At 68.6% G+C, this 16,896-nt stretch carries 17 protein-coding genes and 4 pseudogenes; 12 read left to right on the top strand and 9 right to left on the bottom strand.

The window, feature by feature from the left end; translation table 11 throughout:
* Positions 1–134: 134 nt before the first annotated feature.
* The gene (locus ACLJT4_RS40290; protein ID WP_411130052.1) at positions 135–830 is read right to left on the bottom strand and encodes a transposase; all 696 of its coding nucleotides are present in this window, start codon (positions 828–830) and stop codon (positions 135–137) included.
* Between the two features lie 274 nt (positions 831–1,104).
* Complete coding sequence (locus tag ACLJT4_RS40295) at positions 1,105–1,620, bottom strand: GNAT family N-acetyltransferase (protein WP_411130028.1); 516 nt, start codon at positions 1,618–1,620, stop codon at positions 1,105–1,107.
* Between the two features lie 761 nt (positions 1,621–2,381).
* On the opposite strand from ACLJT4_RS40295, the gene ACLJT4_RS40300 reads away from it, so the two are divergent.
* The 3 genes from ACLJT4_RS40300 to ACLJT4_RS40310 all read left to right on the top strand — a co-directional run bounded on the left by ACLJT4_RS40300 (position 2,382) and on the right by ACLJT4_RS40310 (position 4,671).
* A complete protein-coding gene (locus tag ACLJT4_RS40300) occupies positions 2,382–3,086 on the top strand; it encodes a hypothetical protein (RefSeq protein ID WP_411130029.1) in 705 nt (234 codons plus the stop codon).
* A 26-nt stretch (positions 3,087–3,112) separates the two neighbouring features.
* On the top strand, positions 3,113–3,685 hold the full coding sequence (locus tag ACLJT4_RS40305; protein WP_411130030.1) for a GNAT family N-acetyltransferase: 573 nt from the start codon (positions 3,113–3,115) through the stop codon (positions 3,683–3,685).
* 365 nt (positions 3,686–4,050) lie between these two features.
* Positions 4,051–4,671: a flavin reductase family protein gene (locus ACLJT4_RS40310; RefSeq protein ID WP_411130031.1), complete on the top strand. Its 621-nt coding sequence runs from the start codon at positions 4,051–4,053 to the stop codon at positions 4,669–4,671.
* Here ACLJT4_RS40310 and ACLJT4_RS40315 read toward each other — a convergent pair.
* Positions 4,665–4,907 (bottom strand): annotated as a pseudogene (locus tag ACLJT4_RS40315) (transposase); the annotation flags it as partial. The gene ACLJT4_RS40310 and the pseudogene ACLJT4_RS40315 sit on opposite strands and share 7 nt — an antisense overlap.
* 176 nt (positions 4,908–5,083) lie before the next feature.
* Here ACLJT4_RS40315 and ACLJT4_RS40320 point away from each other — a divergent pair.
* The gene (locus tag ACLJT4_RS40320) at positions 5,084–5,848 is read left to right on the top strand and encodes a GNAT family N-acetyltransferase (RefSeq protein ID WP_411130053.1); all 765 of its coding nucleotides are present in this window, start codon (positions 5,084–5,086) and stop codon (positions 5,846–5,848) included.
* Between the two features lie 48 nt (positions 5,849–5,896).
* Here ACLJT4_RS40320 and ACLJT4_RS40325 read toward each other — a convergent pair whose 3' ends face one another.
* A complete protein-coding gene (locus ACLJT4_RS40325) occupies positions 5,897–6,772 on the bottom strand; it encodes an IS5 family transposase (protein ID WP_411130032.1) in 876 nt (291 codons plus the stop codon).
* 513 nt (positions 6,773–7,285) lie between these two features.
* Here ACLJT4_RS40325 and ACLJT4_RS40330 point away from each other — a divergent pair.
* Positions 7,286–7,969 (top strand): annotated as a pseudogene (locus ACLJT4_RS40330) (FAD-dependent monooxygenase); the annotation flags it as partial.
* A 358-nt stretch (positions 7,970–8,327) separates the two neighbouring features.
* Positions 8,328–8,918, top strand: a complete 591-nt coding sequence (locus ACLJT4_RS40335; protein ID WP_411130033.1) for a hypothetical protein — start codon at positions 8,328–8,330, stop codon at positions 8,916–8,918.
* A 354-nt stretch (positions 8,919–9,272) separates the two neighbouring features.
* Here the strand turns inward: ACLJT4_RS40335 and ACLJT4_RS40340 are convergent.
* Positions 9,273–9,602, bottom strand: a pseudogene (locus ACLJT4_RS40340) (hypothetical protein); the annotation flags it as partial.
* A gap of 680 nt (positions 9,603–10,282) precedes the next feature.
* Here ACLJT4_RS40340 and ACLJT4_RS40345 point away from each other — a divergent pair.
* On the top strand, positions 10,283–10,543 hold the full coding sequence (locus ACLJT4_RS40345; RefSeq protein ID WP_411130034.1) for a hypothetical protein: 261 nt from the start codon (positions 10,283–10,285) through the stop codon (positions 10,541–10,543).
* Positions 10,544–10,603: 60 nt separating this feature from the next.
* Here the strand turns inward: ACLJT4_RS40345 and ACLJT4_RS40350 are convergent, their stop codons facing one another.
* Together ACLJT4_RS40350 and ACLJT4_RS40355 are read right to left on the bottom strand one after the other, a co-directional pair.
* Positions 10,604–11,050, bottom strand: a complete 447-nt coding sequence (locus ACLJT4_RS40350; protein ID WP_411130035.1) for a VOC family protein — start codon at positions 11,048–11,050, stop codon at positions 10,604–10,606.
* Between the two features lie 67 nt (positions 11,051–11,117).
* Positions 11,118–11,516 (bottom strand): Ku protein, encoded by a 399-nt coding sequence (locus ACLJT4_RS40355; RefSeq protein ID WP_411130036.1) that lies wholly within the window; start codon positions 11,514–11,516, stop codon positions 11,118–11,120.
* Between the two features lie 366 nt (positions 11,517–11,882).
* Here ACLJT4_RS40355 and ACLJT4_RS40360 point away from each other — a divergent pair, with 366 nt between their 5' ends.
* The 5 genes from ACLJT4_RS40360 to ACLJT4_RS40380 are packed head-to-tail and all read left to right on the top strand — an operon-like array spanning position 11,883 to position 16,000.
* Positions 11,883–12,386, top strand: a complete 504-nt coding sequence (locus tag ACLJT4_RS40360) for an RNA polymerase sigma factor (protein WP_411130054.1) — start codon at positions 11,883–11,885, stop codon at positions 12,384–12,386.
* Positions 12,383–13,207, top strand: a complete 825-nt coding sequence (locus ACLJT4_RS40365) for a zf-HC2 domain-containing protein (protein ID WP_411130037.1) — start codon at positions 12,383–12,385, stop codon at positions 13,205–13,207. The genes ACLJT4_RS40360 and ACLJT4_RS40365 overlap by 4 nt, the downstream gene beginning before the upstream one ends.
* A gap of 32 nt (positions 13,208–13,239) precedes the next feature.
* Complete coding sequence (locus ACLJT4_RS40370) at positions 13,240–14,049, top strand: ABC transporter ATP-binding protein (protein ID WP_411130038.1); 810 nt, start codon at positions 13,240–13,242, stop codon at positions 14,047–14,049.
* Positions 14,046–15,437 (top strand): hypothetical protein, encoded by a 1,392-nt coding sequence (locus ACLJT4_RS40375; protein WP_411130039.1) that lies wholly within the window; start codon positions 14,046–14,048, stop codon positions 15,435–15,437. Before ACLJT4_RS40370 ends, ACLJT4_RS40375 begins: the two co-directional genes overlap by 4 nt.
* Positions 15,434–16,000, top strand: coding sequence for a hypothetical protein (locus ACLJT4_RS40380; RefSeq protein WP_411130040.1), 567 nt, complete (start codon positions 15,434–15,436; stop codon positions 15,998–16,000). The genes ACLJT4_RS40375 and ACLJT4_RS40380 overlap by 4 nt, the downstream gene beginning before the upstream one ends.
* An 83-nt stretch (positions 16,001–16,083) precedes the next feature.
* Here ACLJT4_RS40380 and ACLJT4_RS40385 read toward each other — a convergent pair whose 3' ends face one another.
* Together ACLJT4_RS40385 and ACLJT4_RS40390 are read right to left on the bottom strand one after the other, a co-directional pair.
* Positions 16,084–16,413, bottom strand: coding sequence for a hypothetical protein (locus ACLJT4_RS40385; protein WP_411130041.1), 330 nt, complete (start codon positions 16,411–16,413; stop codon positions 16,084–16,086).
* 17 nt (positions 16,414–16,430) lie between these two features.
* Positions 16,431–16,756 (bottom strand): annotated as a pseudogene (locus ACLJT4_RS40390) (helix-turn-helix domain-containing protein); the annotation flags it as partial.
* Between the last annotated feature and the right edge of the window lie 140 nt (positions 16,757–16,896).

Consider the following 16,896-nt stretch of genomic DNA (forward strand, 5'->3'; position numbering starts at 1 on the left):
TGGTGGCCAGGTACCAAGTGGCCTTCTCAGGCAACGTAGCCGGGTCGGTGGTGGCCACGACCAGCCGGCAGGGCGAGTCAGGTCCGTAGCCGCTCAGGCGGGTGTCAGCGGCCCACCAGGTCTCGGTCTGCCCGTCACGGAAGTGACGCTCCACGGGCGTCCAGTCGCTGGGACGCCTGGCATCCTTCCAGACCAGGGCGTGGGCCGCTTCGATGGGGGTGTGTGGTTGGTCGGCCGGAGCCCAGGTGCCGCGGTGCGGCTTGAGCGCGACCACGTAGGCCAGGCCAGCCTCGCGCAGTGCGAGATACCAGTCGTCGCTCACTTAAGTAGGCGCAGTCGGCGACCACCGCTCGGCAGCCGAAGCCCGCCTCCTTCCCGCGGGCCGCGAGGTCTGCGGCCAGCTGCGGTTTGGTGCGCAAGGCCGGGTCGGAACGGCCGCGGGTGAAGTGGTGGGCGGGGGTGTAGGGAGTCGCGTGCAGCGGGTAGTACACACGGCCGTCCGTCCACACCGTGGTCACCGTGACGATGCCGTTGTCCGTCCTTCCCAACCGGCCCAGCCACTGCCTGCCGATATGCGCGGTAGCGGTGCCGTCCTTGCGGTCACCGGAGTCGTCGATCACGATGACCCCGCCGTCGTGCGGAGCCGTCGCCGGCTGCTCGCGCAGCAGCTCAAGCCTCCGGTCGTTGACCAACTCGACCTCCCAGGGCGACTCGGACAGGAAAAACTGCAGCCGCTGCACCCCCGGCATCCCCGCACCCGCTACCGGCTCCGCCCCTGCCAGACATGTGATTGTTTTGTTCCGCTCCCGCGGCGCCAGCAGCCCGGTCAGATACTCGCGAAACCCTCACCGCTGGGCCAGACTGAAGAAGAGGTCGTCGAGTCGGGCCGCGTAGTCCTCCAACGGCCCCGGCGCAGGCGGACACGGACGGCGAGCGGTCATCTTCGGCCCCCAGCCAGGCAGTTGACTCCTCCCACCGGCCTACGACCAACCCGAACTGCCGTCAACCCACGCCACCGCCGGATTTAACGAACTACCGCTACTGAAGTTGAATGCGTGATGTCGGGCTTGGCGTGAGGGTTGGGAATGGTGGCTGTCTTGGCCGTCAGCGTCGGGGGACGTCTGCGGCCAGATCTTTGACGAGGAAGATGCCGGGGTCTTCGACGTGGTGGGTGATGCCGTCCCGATCCATGTAGGACCAGTGGTCCAGGTAGCGGATTGTTGGTTGGTAGCCCAAGCGGGTGTAGAGCCTTGCGGCCCGAGGATTGCCGTGGTCGTCAACGCCCAGTCCGATCTTGCGCGTGTTCCGTTGTACCGCGAGTCGTTCGGCATGGCGTATGAGCGCGGTGCCGATCCCGGTGCCGCGCAGCGGTTCGGCGACATCCAGGCCGTTGATCTCCGGGCAGTCCGCGAAGGCGGCCTGGACCTCTGGGGCGGCGCAGCCGTTCCACCGGACCTCACCATTGCCAACCGGACAGCCGTCCATCCAGGCGACCAGATACGTGCTGCTGCCCGCGGTATGGCGAGCAAAGCGCCGGGCATGGAAGGAGGTTGCGCCGCCGGAGGGCAGGTGCTGGTCGAGGAGGACGACATCCTCGCTGCGGCACTCGGTAATGTGCATGCGCCTGACCATGCCGCGTCGTTCGCCTCGACGCCAGCGTTTTTGTCCATGCATGGTCAGTCGTCGAGGGCCAGCCCGGTGCCGGTGAGGCAGCCATCGATCGAGGGCGACAGGTCACCGCCAGGTGAACGGACCCGACATCACCCGATCAAGTTCAGTATCGGTGGCTGTCGAGTCTGGTTCCGTCACTTCAGCGGGTGGTCCACCAGGTGACCCCGGAACCGCCCGCTGCTGTCGCGAGCGTGATGAGCCATGCAGGGACGCGCTGAATGGTTAAGTGCAGTCCTCCGCAACGGAGTTCAAACTGCGGGTGCCGCGCTGTCGGATTACCAGGCATCTCGTCCTCCAAGGGGAGCGGTTTCACCCGACTCTTGCGCACGGAGCGGATGCCAAACCATCTGGCAAACCCTGGCGAAACCTGGCGAATACTCGTGGCAGCTCTGACAGCAAACACACTGTCAATGCCCACCGACACCTTGCGAGCGGCACCGGCGCGAGACCGACCGATGGCGCAGACAATGGAGGCACTTTGGCCTGGCACGGTAGCAACCGGCGCTCCCGCCTCACCGCGGACTGGCCGGTCCGTCGCCTGTCCGTCTTGAAGCGGGACGGCTTCCAGTGCGTGGCGGTCCTGCGGGACACGGGGGCGCGGTGCACGGCGCCGGCCACGGACGTGGACCACGTAGTCCCAGGTGACGATCACGACCCGGCGAACCTTCAAGCGTTGTGCAGTTGGCATCACGCGCGGAAGTCCAGCGGCGATGACACAGGCCCGCACCGCCTATGTGTGCGCGGACAATGCGGACCACCACGCCATGCGCGCCTGGGTCCGCGGCCTGCAATCCCTGATCGCCTACTGGGACGGCCGGCACCAGGAAGCCTCGCAGTACGCCGCACTCGGCACCTCCCAGGTTGCCGGCGTAACCGGCACCAGCGCGGTATGGCTGTCCTGCCTGCACGCCCGGGCCGGAGCCGCACTCGGCGATGTGAAAGCCGTACGGGACTCCCTCGGACGAGCCGAACGGGCCCGCGACGCGACGTCCCCTGACGACCTGGACGAGTTCGGCGGCATCATGACCTTCCCAGTGCCTCGCCAGCTCTACTACGCCGCCGACGCCACCGCCTGGCTGTCCGACGCTCCCGAGGCGGAACAGCAGGCCGAAGCGGCCGTCGCCGCCTACAGCCGAGCGGAGCCCGAGGATTGGGCGTTCGGCGACCAGGCCGGTGCCCACACCGACCTCGCCCTCGCCCGCGTCCACGCCGGATCCCTCGACGGCGTCGACGAAGCTCTGCGGCCCGTTCTCGACCTGCCCGCCGATCAGCGCATCAAAGGCATCGTCGCCTCGGTGCGGCAGGTCCACACCGCACTGCGTGATCCCCGGTGGCTCACCACTCCCGAAGCGCGCGCGGCGCGGGAGGAGATCGAGGCGTTCGCTGCGGCCCCTGTCGCCGCCCTGCCCAGGTAACACCGTCTGCGGGTAGGGTCCCAACCATGCACCCGGTCGACATCGCCGGTTCCCGGCTTCAGCTGCGCGAACTCACCAGCGACGACGTGGACGCCGTACACGCCATCTACGGCGACGCCGAGGCCACCCGCCACCTCAGCTTCGAACCCCGGAGCCATGAACAGGTCGGGGAGATCGTCGCCCGCTCTATCGCCTCCGCCGGCGAGCGATCCCGCACCGAGTACGCCCTCGGTGTGGTCCGCCGGGAGGAAAGGAGCCTGGTGGGCTTTGCCCGTCTGGCGCTCGACCCGCACGCCCAGAAGGCCGCCACCATCGGCTTCGCCCTGCGCCCGGACACCTGGGGCGCGGGACTGGGCACCGAAACCGTGCACCTCATGTGCGCTCTCGGCTTCAACCGCCTTGGCCTGCACCGCATCTGGGCGGCCCGCGCCCCACTGAACGCCGCCTCCGCCAAGACCTTGCTGCGCGCCGGCATGACGGAGGAAGGCCGCATCCGGGAGCACGTATTCGTACGGGGAGCGTGGCGGGACTCGATCACATACTCGGTCCTCGATCACGAATGGCGGGAGTCAGATGGACCCGCGGCAATCACCGGGTGAAGCTCACTGCATCGTGACCAAGCACAGAGCGCCTCGCCTGCCCTGGACCGGGGCAGGCGGCCACGGGCAGATGCCTCACCATCGCGTGCGATCCGGCTCAGCACTCGATCCGGCTCCTGCCCTGCTCAACACATCTGCGAACCGTTCCACTTGACGCACCGGGTCGCGGTTGCTTGGCGCTATCTCCTATCGCACGGTGATGGTCACTTCCACGCCGGCATCCGTAAGGCTGGCTGCCACAGCGGAGAGATCGGGGAGTACCACGTCGGCTGAGGGCGCTAGGCACTTTCCGACGAACCCCGCCGTCGGGCGATGCCGCAGCTCCTCCGTGGAATCCGCGGCCGTGCGGAGGGATACTGATCACCATGCGCGTTGACTTCGATCCTGCAGAGATGGCTCCGAACGACTTCTACAAGCTGTTGACCGCGACGGTCGTGCCCCGGCCGATCGCCTGGGTGTCGACCATGTCCCCTGACGGCACGGCCAATCTGGCCCCGCATTCCTTCTTCAGCATCGCCAGCGTGCGGCCGCCCGTGGTGTTGTTCAGTTCCGTGGGCCGCAAGGACACCTTGCGGAACATCGAGGCCACCGGCCAATTCGTGGTCAACTTCACGCCGGAGGAACTCTTCGAGCAGATCAACGACACGGCCACCGACTTTCCCCATGGCGTGAGCGAGTTCGAGGCCGCGGCGATCGAATCCGAGCCCAGCCTCCGGGTGAAGCCGCTTCGCGTTGCCGCCGCCCCGGTGGCCCTGGAGTGCGAACTGCACAGCACGGTGCGGATCGGCGACGGGACCGTGGTTTTTGGGCGCGTGCTGCACGCCGTGGTCTCGGACGGCGTCCTGGTCGAGGGACACCCGGAGATCGACAAACTGCGCCCGCTGTCACGGCTGGGGAAGAACGAATGGGGGACGGTCAGCGGCGTGCGCGACCTCGCCCGCATCCGGCACGAGGACTGGCGGGGGCCGGCGGCCGACCGTTACTGAGGTTGTAGTCGTGGTGTCGTCGGTGTGAGCCCTGTTCCGGTGAGGCATCTGTTGATGATGTCGCTGCGGTATTGGATCTGGCGAAGGCCATGTCGGAGCTCGTGCATGAGGTGGTCGGGATCGATGAAGGCGGTGTTGGCCTGGCTGGTCCGGCGGAGGATGGACCAGATGCCCTCGACGGGGTTGAGGTCGGGTGCGTAGGGCGGCAGGTGGTAGGCGGTGATCCAGTCGTGCGCGAACCGGCGAACCCACGCTATGTTGCGCCCTCTCGCGCCGGCTGCTAGGGCGTGTATCGAAAGTGCTGGTCGTCGGCGTGGCAATGCCTAAAATGACGTGCGGTCTTCGTTCGGTCGTGCTGGGGTCAATTGCTATGAATGATTATTTAGCTGACGAAGCTGACTTGACGGACAGGATGGAACGGAACCTGGCGGAACACGCCTGTCATCTGCACCGGAGTATGTCCGGTGCGACCGTCGCAGAGACCGGCGATCTCCTGGTGGCGGACAGCGGCCTGGACGACGACACGTTCAACATCGTCGCCGCGGGCCGCTTCACCGCCGAAGACGCTACGGCCCGCATCACCGAGACCGTCGGGACGCTGGCCGGCACCGGCCGCAGTTTCTCCTGGTGGGTGGGTCCTGCCTCGACACCGGCGGACCTCGCTGCCCGCCTGACGGCGGCCGGTCTGCCGGTCTCCGAACGCGAGACGGCGATGTGGGCCGAGCTGGACGACACCCTGCCGCCTCCCGCTGTCCCGGGACTGGACATCCGGACGGTGACCACGCTCGAACAGCTCGCCGACTACGCCGCGGTCCTCGCCGCGAACTGGAATCCACCCGCCGAAACCGTCCGCGGCTTCTTCGCCCGGGCCGCTTCGCAGGCGCTGGCCGCGACCTGCCCGGCCCGGTATCTGGTGGGCTATGTGGAGAACCGTCCGGTCTGCTCCGCCGAGGTGTTCCACCATGCGGGAGTCGCCGGCATCTACAACATCTCCACCCTGGCCGCCCACCGCCGACGCGGCTACGGCGGAGCCATCACGATCGCGGCCCTCCGCGCGGCCCGCGAGCGAGACCACCGCATCGCGGTCCTGCAGGCGTCGGCCGACGGCGAGCCCGTCTACCGCCGCCTAGGGTTCCGCGCCTGCGGCCAGTTCGTCGAACATGCCATCAACGCCTGAACCCCAAGACACCACGGGCTGGCCGTCCGTCATCCCTGAATGAGCCGGTCAAAGCCACTCGTTGATGGCCGCTACGAGGACAGTGGCCTCGTAGCGGCCCGCGAGCTTGTCGTGTCTCGTGGCCACAGCCCGGTTCCTTTTGAGACGATTGATGCCGCACTCGACGGCATGCCGAGCCTTGTAGTCCTCGGCGTTGAATCCGGGCGGCCGGCCACCGCGGGAGCCACGCTTCTTGCGGTTGCGCGCCTGGTCGGCCTTGTCCGGGATGGTGCAGCGGATACTACGGCGGCGCAGGTAGGCGCGGTTCTTGCGGGAAGCGTACGCCTTGTCCGCGCGCACGCGATCGGGGCGGACGCGCGGCCGGCCCGGCCCGAGGCGGGGCACACGGACCCTCTCCAGCACGGGCTCGAACTGCGGCGAGTCGCCACGCTGCCCTGCCGTGATCACGATCGACATGGGCCTCTGGCCCTGCTCGACCGCCAGGTGCAACTTGGTGGTGAACCCGCCGCGCGACCTTCCCAGCCCGTGATCTCCAGGCTCGGTGAACACACCGCCCGGCGGTTCCTTCTGCAGGTCACCCCGCTTGCGGGCCCCGGCCGCGTGCGGGTGAGCGCGGCAGACCGTGGAGTCGACGCTCAAGTCCCAGACGATCGCGCCTCTCGCGTCGGCCAGGGATTGAAGCCGAGTGAGAATTCGCTGCCAGGCGCCGTTCCGCTGCCACCGGCGGAACAAGTCGTAGACCCGGCTCCACGGTCCGTACTCGACGGGTACATCCCGCCACGGCACACCGGTCCGCACACGGAACCGTATGCCGTCGATCAACTGCCGCCGAGGCCAGACAGGCGGCCGTCCCACCCTCGCGCCCTTCGGCAACAACGGCTCCAGCACTGCCCACTGCTCGTCCGTGAGATCTCCCCGACCCATGGACCGTGATCATTCATGGCTCAAGATCCACTTTCGATACACGGCCTAGCCCAGTTCCGCCCATGCTGCCGCCACACGTTCCTGCCGCAGCCGCTCACCCGGTTCTGGTTCCAAGCCGCCTGCTCTGCAACGACGTTGACCTTGGAGCCGTTCTCCTCCACGGCAGCGGGGTTAGGGGCAGGGCCCGTTCGCGCAGGTGAGAAGGACCGATCCGAACCCGGGGAGCTTTGGTCAGACAGGGCGCCGGGCACGTCTTCGGCGCACTTCAGTTCCACCAGGCGTCGCACCGCAGCGAGTTGCCAGCACGCGACCGGTGCCTAACTTACGGTGAACTCTCGGTTTCCCACGTTCCTTTGCCGGAGGTCACAGGGGCCGGCCATTGGGGCGCCTGGCTGCGGGGGTGGGGAGCGCGGGCGGAGGCGTGGTGTGTCGGCGGGTGTGTGGGCTGAGGGCAGTCGTCCGCCGGGTGCCGGTTCCATGAGCGAGGGTTTCGGCGAGGTCGGCCAGCAGGGTTTCCGCAAGGGCCGGGTGCTGCTGGCGGGCGACGCGGCGCACGTGCACTCCGCGTTCGGCAGCCAGGGGCTGAGCCTGGGCATCGGGGACGCGATGAACCTCGGCTGGAAGCTCGCCGCGGTGATCGCCGGCCGGGCGCCGGAAGGGCTGCTGGACACGTACACCTCCGAGCGCCACCCGGTCGGTGCGTGGGTCCTGGACTGGACCCGGTCCCAGGTCGCGGCCATGCGCCCGGACCCGCAGTCCCGGGCCCTGCGCGAGATCGTCAGCGACCTGGCGGAGACGGTCGCGGGCACCACGTACCTCACCGCGCGGCTCAACGGTGGCGGGGTGCGGTACGAGCTGCCGGGCGAGCACCCGCTGACCGGCCGCAGCACCCCGGACCTCGAACTCACCGACGGTGGCCGCCTCGCGGACCACCTGCACGGCGGCCGGGCGCTCCTGCTCGACCTCACCGACGACCCGGAGCTCCGGGCCCTCGCCGCGGGGTATGCCGGCCGCGTCGATACCCTGACGGCCGGCTGTCCGTCCCGCCTGGAACTGGCGGCGGTCCTCGTCCGTCCGGACGGCTTCACGGCCTGGGCAGCCGACGCCGGGTCGCAGGCGCTGACTCCGACGGCCGGGCTGGCGGAGGCGCTGGAGGAGTGGTTCGGAATGCCAGAGGGTGCAGTGACGCCGGGCTGATCCGCCGCTCTGCTGATTGACTCGAGCGATCTGATTCCACCCACGGCCGCCGCACCCACCCGGGGTGGCGGCCGCCCGCACCCCAGTCCCGGCCCAGCAGCAGCCCGGAGCTCTCACCGGCCGCCTACCGCACCCGCTGTCCCCTGTCATCGGATCTTGCTCGTTTGCCATCGGAGTGTGACGACTACCGGTTTCGTGACATCGAATCTTGTTCGTGCTGCCCTGTCTCATCGGGCTTGAGCACCAGCTTGCAGACGAGGCCGCGCACCCACGCCCGTGGGCCTCGCCACCTTGTCCCCGCCCAGCCCCCTGGCGGTCTGACGCCACCGCTGTCGGAGGCCCCGGTTACGGTTGCCAGGTGAACGGATCGAATGCATCAGCCGACGTACCCGCCCACCACGGCCCGTTGTTGCCTCTCCTGGGTGCCGACCAGGAGGTCATCGACTTCTTCGCCGGGGTTGCGGATCTCGACGCGACGGACCCGGCCGACCAAGGGCTGGAAGACGGGGTCCGGCTTGCGTCTGGAGCCCGGCTGGAGCAGTTTGCGCGGGCGGGCTCAGGCGACGCGTTCTGCTTCGTCGGCGAGGGCGGAGAGGAACGCCCCGTGGTGTACGTCAGTCTCGACGGCGAGGCCGGACCGCTCGCCCTCGGACTGCCAGAGTTGGTGCGGCTGTGTCTGGTGGCACCGTGGTGGCGGGATGCTCCCGGACGGACGGCAGGAGAACTCCAGGCGGTTGCCGACGAGTACCGGGAGGACGTGCCCGACCTTGACCGGCGACGCGACCGCGCGGCCTGGGCGCTCGGCCTCGATCCCGCCGGACTGCCGTCCGAGGCGGCAGTCCTGGCTCGGCTCGTGGAGCTCTCCCGAGGACCGGTCGCCGCGGCCTGTCTCGTCGTCGGGTATGAAGGTGATCCGCTCGATCCCTTGTTCGTCAGCACCCCCGGCTGAAGCTGGTTGACCGGCCGCCCGGGCCCGGAGCCGTGTGTGGTCGGCCAGTTGTCCGCCGCCCGGACCACAGTCGGCTGGCTACAAGCGAGCAGTCGGAATTCAGTGAGGTTCAGTGGGACCGGACGCGTGTAGGTCAGGCGCTGGCTCGGGGAGCTCGCCGAGTTTGCGTGCTCGGATGCGGCGCTCGCCTTGGTGGATCGGGGCGGACGCCGCGGCCTGCGTTGGGCGTGGTGGCGAGGCGTGGCGTCGGGTGGCGCACGGGCACGCGTGGGCAGGGTGTTCGATTCTGCTGTCGGCGTGACGGATGCGCGTGATCGATGCAGAAGCGGCACGGCGTGTCGCGAAGTTGACGTTGAAAGCGGCTTCCCACACGTCCCTGATCGGGCGGCTGATCAGTGTCCGCAGCACCGGCCACTGCGCGAGGAGCAGATCCCGGTTCAGGAAGTCGATCAGGTCCTGGCGCTGTCCTTCGGCGAGGACGGTGCGGTACAGGCTCATCCGAGAACGCGGCTGCTCCAGGCCGTAGGAGCGGCGCCCCGACCAGACCACGTGCAGCGGCAGGTCGATCGTGCCGCAGACGGGGCCAGCCAGGTCCTCCAACCGAGCGGGCAACCGCCCTGCGTACTGCGCACACAGCAACTCGAACGCGTTCGGTACCGGAAACGAGGGAGACTGCACGGCCATGCCCTCAGTGTTGCGTGTCGGCGCCGGCTTCGTGCGCCAGGTGCGGGGAGAGGGCGCGACTGACTTGGTCGCTCCAGGGCCCGGCGCACTTCCACGGGACGCTGGGAGGGGCTGTGCTCCGGGAGACCGCTGCATCATGGCCCACCCGGTCTGGCAGCGCGGTGCGGCGGTCAGAGCGGCCTGAGCGAGGTGGAGGCTCCTGGTCGGCATCGGTGATGCGGGTGGCGGCCGGGAACCGGGACAAATCCTTCCAGTATTTTTTGTTTCTCAGGCCAAAAGCAGTGTCTGAATTACCTGATCCGCAGAACGTGATCGCCGCGACCTGGGCTTTGACTGTCAAGTAATTTTGTGATCGGCGTGTTGGCTGCAAGGAGAGGTTCGCGCCAGTCCTCGAAAATCGCTCGAATGAAGGTTCTTTGCGCTGATAGAACTGTCGGTGTCAGATCGTCGCGAGAAACGGGGAAGCGATGAATCGAAAACTCGCCGCACTCGGCGTTGCCCTGCCGACACTACTGATCTTATCTGCCGCTCCCGCGAGCTCCGTACCTCTACCTTGGAACGGAAGTGCCGGACTGCCCACGGGTGAGCAAAACTCCATGATTCAGCAGGACATTGGCTGCTTCTACCGGGCAGACAATCCGGGGCACCTCACTACCGGAAGCAAGACCGTGTGGGCTTCCGTGGAGATCACTCGATGCACGCCCAAGCCGCCGGACAAGTGCCACCTCACGGTGAGCATCGCCAATCCCGTGTACGACATGGCCCACAAGAACGGGGGCTGGACCAAGTGCGGGAAGAAGACCCTGACCGTGGGCTACAAGTGCGCTGACCTCATCAGCAAGCGGCAGTTCGTGACCGTGGGAACTCTCGCCATGGTCTACAAGGGCCGCACCCAGTCCCACGCGTTCTCAAGCGCGAAGGTGACGCTGTACTGCCGCTGATCCCATACGGCAGCAAGCGATCGCACGGTGTGGCCTGCCTGTGGGCCGACCACACCGCCATCAACTCCACGATTCAAGTTTCCGTTCCGCTTCCGCGATTTCTCTATCGCTGGAAAGGAGGCGGAAGCGGTTACCTCCCGGATCGGCCATCCCGCACCAACCGACCTTCAGAGAGGAGTTGATCTCCCATTTTTCCTCTTCAATGATGGCGCCGAGTTCAACCAGCCTATCCACTTCTTCCAAAAGTGAATGCGACGCCACTAGGTGCATCAGCGGGGCTTTACTATTCCCTGTCACGCGACCGGTACGTTCAACGATGTAAAGCAGGGATTGCCCATCTTCCCCAAAAGGAATTGTCACGCCTTCTGTGCCGGGGCCGATCGTAGAGCAAAGAGCCGCACTCCAAAATCCCCCCAGGCTCACCGGATCGTCCGATTCGAGCACCACAGCCCTTAAGGCCACACTCACCGAAACCCTCCGTCCCTCGCCAGCGTCGTCCACACGCACGTGTTGCGACCCTACTGCGGAGGGCAGGTTCGCCTGCGCCTTTCAGGCAGGGCAAGCACCGGCAGCATCAGGGCTTGGCGTGCGCGGCCCGTACGCTCGCCTCCAGTGCCGCCATCAGATCCACCGGTGCCGGGGTCTCCGGCGGCTGCGCCAGCTCTCGCTGGTCTGCCTTCGCCGTCACGAGCTGCTCCAGGGCGTGTGCGTACTCGTCGTGCAGCTCGTGCCCTTCGACGCCGGTCAACTCTCTGATCAAGACCTCGGCGAGTTCGAGCTCCCGATCGGTGACTGGCGCGGCCGGGGCGAGGTCGCCGGGTTCACGCAGTTCGTCCTGCCACAGCAGCGTGTGGACGATCAGCACGCAGTTGCGGGGCCTGAGCACGGCAAGCCTTTCGCGACTCCTGATGGCGATTTTGGCGATGCCCACATATCCGGTGCGGGCGAGCGCCTCGACGAGATTCCCTGTCAAGTTCTTCTGTTCAGTCTCAGCGAGTGCTTCGTAGCCCTGGGACGCATGTGACTGAGCGCTTCGGTTGGCGAGTGAGTGCTTCAGTTGGCGGGCTGGACCTTCGGCATCGATTGTGACTGCGAGTCAGTCGGCGTACTCGGTCAGGGCTGTGCCGAGGAGGGTGAAGCAGCGCGAGACGCCAGGGTTCACCACGAGCCGGGTCGAAGCCAGCGACCGGGTTCGCGGGGATCGCAAACCTCCACAGACGGCACTGTGACGCAGCTCACGGTAGATGCAGAACCTGCGCGCCGCATCGGGCGTCTGGCTGGTGTGAGATCACGCAGGAGAGCACTGGACGAGTTGGACGAGGAGCGCCTCGTTCGGCTGGTGGCCAGAGGTGACCGCGGGGCGTTCGACGAGTTGTACCGGCGCACCTCGCCGTGGTTGGCGGTGCGGTTGCACCGTCGCTGCGCGGACGAGCAGATCGTCGCCGAGGTCATGCAGGAGACCTATCTGGCGGTGTGGCGTGCGGCTGGCGCCTTCACCGGGAGCGCGGTCGGCGGGACGGCCGTCGGGTGGCTGTGGACGATCGCGGCGCGCCGCCTCGTCGACGCGTTCCGGCGCCGTGCGCACCACGCCGAACCGCCGGTCGCCGCCGCCGAGAGGGCGGTGGTGCCCGCGGCGGAGGACGAGGCACTCGCCGGAACCGTCGGCGGCGACATCGGCGACGCCCTGCGGCAACTTGCGCCAGAACTGCGGCAGGTACTGCAGGCCACGGTGCTCGACGGGCTCTCCATTCGGGAGACCGCCGTCCTGCTCCAACTGCCCGAAGGCACGGTCAAGACCCGCGCCCGCCGGGCCCGGATCGCGATGCGGGAGGCGCTGACATGAGCGGGGAACACGCGTCGATGCGGTTGATCGACGAGTACGCAGGTGGTGACGTGACGATGGCCGCGGACACGGTATGGGCGTTGGAGGCCCATCTGGAGATGTGCGCGCCGTGCCGTAGTCGCCTGGCGGCCTGTGTGGCCACAGAGGCGCCCGGCATCGCCGCGCTCCTCGACACCGTCCGGGCCGGTCTGGAACCGCAGTTGGACGCGGCCGTCAGGGCGCCTTCGCGGCGACACCGCCCGCGCTGGGTGTCGTCCTGGCTGACGCCGGTCATGACCCCGTGGCTGGCCATGACCGTCGTCGTCACCTTGATGGCGCTGCTGCTGGACGCGGTCGCGTCGCCGTCGTTCTTCGGTGACACCTCGCCCGTGCCGCTGATCGCGCCTGTGCTGCCGCTGTGCGGTGTCGCCGCATCGTGGTCGCGCGGCCTGGACCCGGCGCACGAACTGACGGCCTCGACCGCCCGGGCCGGCCTGCCCCTGCTCCTCAGGCGCACCACGGCGGTTCTCGTGGTGGTCCTGCCCGGGCTCCTGGTGGGGGGATGGCTGACCGGAACCATGACGGCCGCGCAGTGGCTGCTGCCCTCCCTGGCCTTCACCTCCACCGCCCTGGCACTGGGCAGCGTGGTCGGCGTGACCCGCGCCGCCACCGGGCTGGCGGTCGCGTGGGGCGTCGCCGTGGTACCCGCGTGGGCTACCGGCCACGTCCCCCTTGCCCTGCGGCTTGTCCTGCAGCCGGACCAACTGCCCGTGTGGGGGCTGCTCCTCGCGCTCGGCATCGGCGCCGTGATCGCCCGCAGAAACGCGTACTCAACGCTGTGAAACCATCGTCGACCCTCGAAAGGGACCACCGCATGACGCCCACCACGAGCGCGGCCGACACCGCGCCGAAAACCTACGCCTGGGAGATCCGGGCCAGCGGCCTGAGAGTACGCGTCGGACGCAAGAAGATGGCCGTCGACGGGCTCGACCTCTGCCTGGGCATCGGCACCCACGGCCTCCTGGGGCCCAACGGAGCGGGAAAGACCACCCTGATCCGGACGCTGGCCACCGTGCTGCGCCCCACCGAGGGCGAACTGGAGCTGCTCGGCACCTCCGTGGGCGGGATGGTCGACCACCGGGCCCTGCGTCGCCGGATCGGCTACCTGCCGCAGGATTTCGGCTACTACAAGCGCTTCACAGTGCGTGAGTTCGTCGAGTACATGGCCTGGTTGAAGGAGGTTCCGAAGGCGCACGTCCCCGGGGCCGTCCAGCGGGCGGTGGAACGGGTGGGCCTCGCGGACCGCGCCGACCATCGGATGAAGACCCTGTCCGGCGGCATGGTGCGGCGCGCCGGCATCGCCCAGGCCATCGTCAACGACCCCGCGGTGCTGCTGCTGGACGAGCCGACAGTCGGCCTGGACCCGACGCAGCGACTGCGCTTCCGCGAGCTGCTCCAGGTACTGGGCCGCGACACCTGTGTGGTCGTCTCCACCCACCTGGTCGAGGACGTCGCGGCCGCCTGCTCCGACGTGGTGCTCTTCGCCGACGGCCGCCTCGTCTTCCAGGGCACACCGGACGACCTGGCCGCGGCGGGCGGCCCCGAGTACCCGGGCGACAGCCCCCTGGAGCGCGGCTACTCGGCGCTGCTCCAGGGCTCCGAGCAGCCGGGAGGCACCTGGTGAACGGACGTGTCCTGCGCATCGAACTGAAGCGCTCCGTCGCCCCGTGGCCCGGCGTCGTCGTCCTGGCAGGCAGCCTGGCGGTCTTCTGTCTGATCGACGGAATCTGGTGGCAGGGCACCGCGGGGTGGACGGCCCAGTGGACCTCCATGGCCCTGTGGACCCGGTACCTGCTGGTCTTCTGGTGGCCGCTCGTGGTGGGCCTGGGAGCGGTGTACGGGCTGCGCGAATCCCGCTCGCGGATGGCCGAACTGCTGACGACCACGCCGCTGCCGGCCTGGCGCCGTGCGGCGCTGCCGGCCGGTGCGATGGCGCTGGCGTTGGCGTCGGGCTTCGGTCTCCTCGTCCTGGTGGGCGGAGTCCAGGTGGCTCTCGGCGCCACCACCTACATGCCCCTTGGCTGGCTGCCGATCTCGATGGTGGCGGCGCTGGCCCTCGTCGCGGGGGCCGTGTTCGGCATGGGCGTCGCGCGGGCCGTGCCCTCCGTGCTCACCCCGCCGGCCCTGATGGTGTTGCTCTTGCTGACGGACCTCTTCCTGCGGCAGGACAATGACGGGGCGCTGCCTTCGAGCATCGCGCCGAACCGGTTCGCCCTGCTGGCCCCGGCGACCGCGGAGCCGCGGGAGATGCTGCTGACCCTGTCCGGCTCTGTGCACGTCGGTCAGACGCTCTGGCTGCTCGGCCTGCTCGCCACCGGCTTCGCACTGCTGTCGGCCACCACCCGCCGGGCCCGGCTGCTCGCGGTGGCTCCCGTCCTGGCCGGCGCGGCCGTGACCCTGCTGATCCTGCCGGCCGCTGCGCGCGGCACCTACGTCGTCGACAAGGCCGCCGCCACCCTGGTCTGCGACGGACCGGTGTGCGTGACGCAGGCGAACCGCTCACGCCTGCCCGAGCTCGCGCCGCGCGGCAAGGAGGCGCTGCGCGTGCTGCACAACGCCCTCGGTGACAAGGCGCCGAACTCGGTGCGGGAGGACACGGAGCTGCGCGCGCTCGGCGACAACCACGAACTCTCCGGCGACGTGGTGCTGGTCGACTTCGACGACCCGCTGATCGCCCATGCGGCGGGGGCGGAACTGACCCGCCTTCTGGTCGCCCAGGGCCTGACACCGAACTGCGGACCGCGCACCCCCTGGGAAGGCAGGGGGCAGATCGACATCCCCGCACAGAGCATCGCCGCGAGCTGGGCCCTCGGCGATCGCCGGTTCGAACCGCTGCAGGTGCCGGACACCTACGCGTACTCGCAGGGTACGTGGGCGAACGCCAAAGCCGCCTGGGAGAAGCTGACGGCCCTGCCGTCGGCCGAGCAGCGCTCGCGGATCGCCCAGACGCATGCCGCCGCGCTCTCCTGCAAGGACGAGCTCGCGGCGCTGACGGGGGAGACATCCCCATGAGATGGCTGATTCTGTACGCCCGTTCACGACAGGTGCCCACCTCGGCCGCCGCGGTCGCGCTCGTCGCGCTGGCGGTGTGGGCCCTCGACGGTCCAGGATCGGTGAACCTGGCGATCGCGGCCCTGGTCCTCACCGCGAACGTGGCGGCCGCTTCCGTCGGGCTCGGCGGGCAGGATGCCGCGCTGGATCGGACGGCCGCGATCCGGTGGATGCCCCGGCGGGCAGCGCACGTGCTGCTGATCGGCGCGGTCGCCGGTGCGGCGCTGCTGACGGTCCAGGCGGCGGGAGCCAAGCTCGCCCCGGCTGCGCTCGTCGTCCGGGACAGCGCGGGCCTGGTCGGCCTGGCCGCGCTCGGGGCGGTGCTGTGCGGGGCACAGTTCGCATGGACCCTGCCGATCGGCTGGCTCGCGTTCAGCCTCCTCGTCCTGGTTCCCCCCGGCATCGCGGGAGAGGTGGGTGGCTGGATGATCATTTCTCCCGCCACAACGGCGTCCACCGCGACCGCGTGGGCCCTGCTGGCGACCGGCACCGTGCTGTACGCCACAGCAGGACCAAGGCGGTAACGGACACGCCCCGCGCCGAGCACTTCAGTTGGCGAAGCTCGCCAGCTGAAGCGCTCAGTCACAACGCAGCAGAGCCGCCAGCATCAGGGCGACGCGGGCGGCTCTGCGAGTCGAGCGCTCAGCGGCTCGGCGGGCGGAAGAGGACGACGTTGTCCGGGGCCGGAGGAGGCTCGGGAGATGGGTCCTTCTTCTGGGGGGAGAACAGCGCCGGCGAGAGTCAACAGGGTCACCCGCTGGCGGAGCTCTTCGAGCTCGGCTTCTTTGTTGGCGAGGGTCTTCCTGAGCTTGGTGACGGTTTCCCGTAGTCGTTTTTCAGTTTCCGGAATTTGTTGCGTCTCGTTGCGGACACGCTCGTAGAACTCGTTCTTCGGGTGAAATGCCGCGAAACACCCACTTAGCGCACGATCTGACACGGATGTTCCTCAACCCCCTGGCCGAGCTTGGTGGGGCGGGTGTGGCCGCCTGGATGACGAAGTCCTCGTCGTCAATGCTGAGTCGGCGGGGACGGCCTCTCGCCCACTTAGGGTCCAGGCAGGCCAGGCCGATCTCGTTGAACCGGTGGATCACGTCCCGAACGGTGTCCTCGTCGGCCTGCACCAGCTGGGCGATCACCGGCACCCGGTTCCCGCCGGCCGAGGCCAGCAGCATCATCGCGCGCCGGTAGCGCACCGAGTTGGTGCTGCCCCGGTGCACGATCTGCTGCAGCTTCTGCCCCTCCTGGTCGGTCAGTCTGCGCGCACGGACAGGCTCAGCCACCACACCCCCAGCGGTCGGGTCGGACGTCACCGCACATCCAACCGCCACGACCGCCAACCCGGCGAACCTAAGCGGTCAGAGCACTAGCAGATGATGCTGCAGCCGAGGGCGACGGCGCGAGGCAAAATGCCCAGTCCGGG

Origin of the sequence: Streptomyces sp. x-19 (genome assembly GCF_046549115.1) — a bacterium.
Lineage (GTDB): Bacteria > Actinomycetota > Actinomycetes > Streptomycetales > Streptomycetaceae > Streptomyces > Streptomyces albulus_C.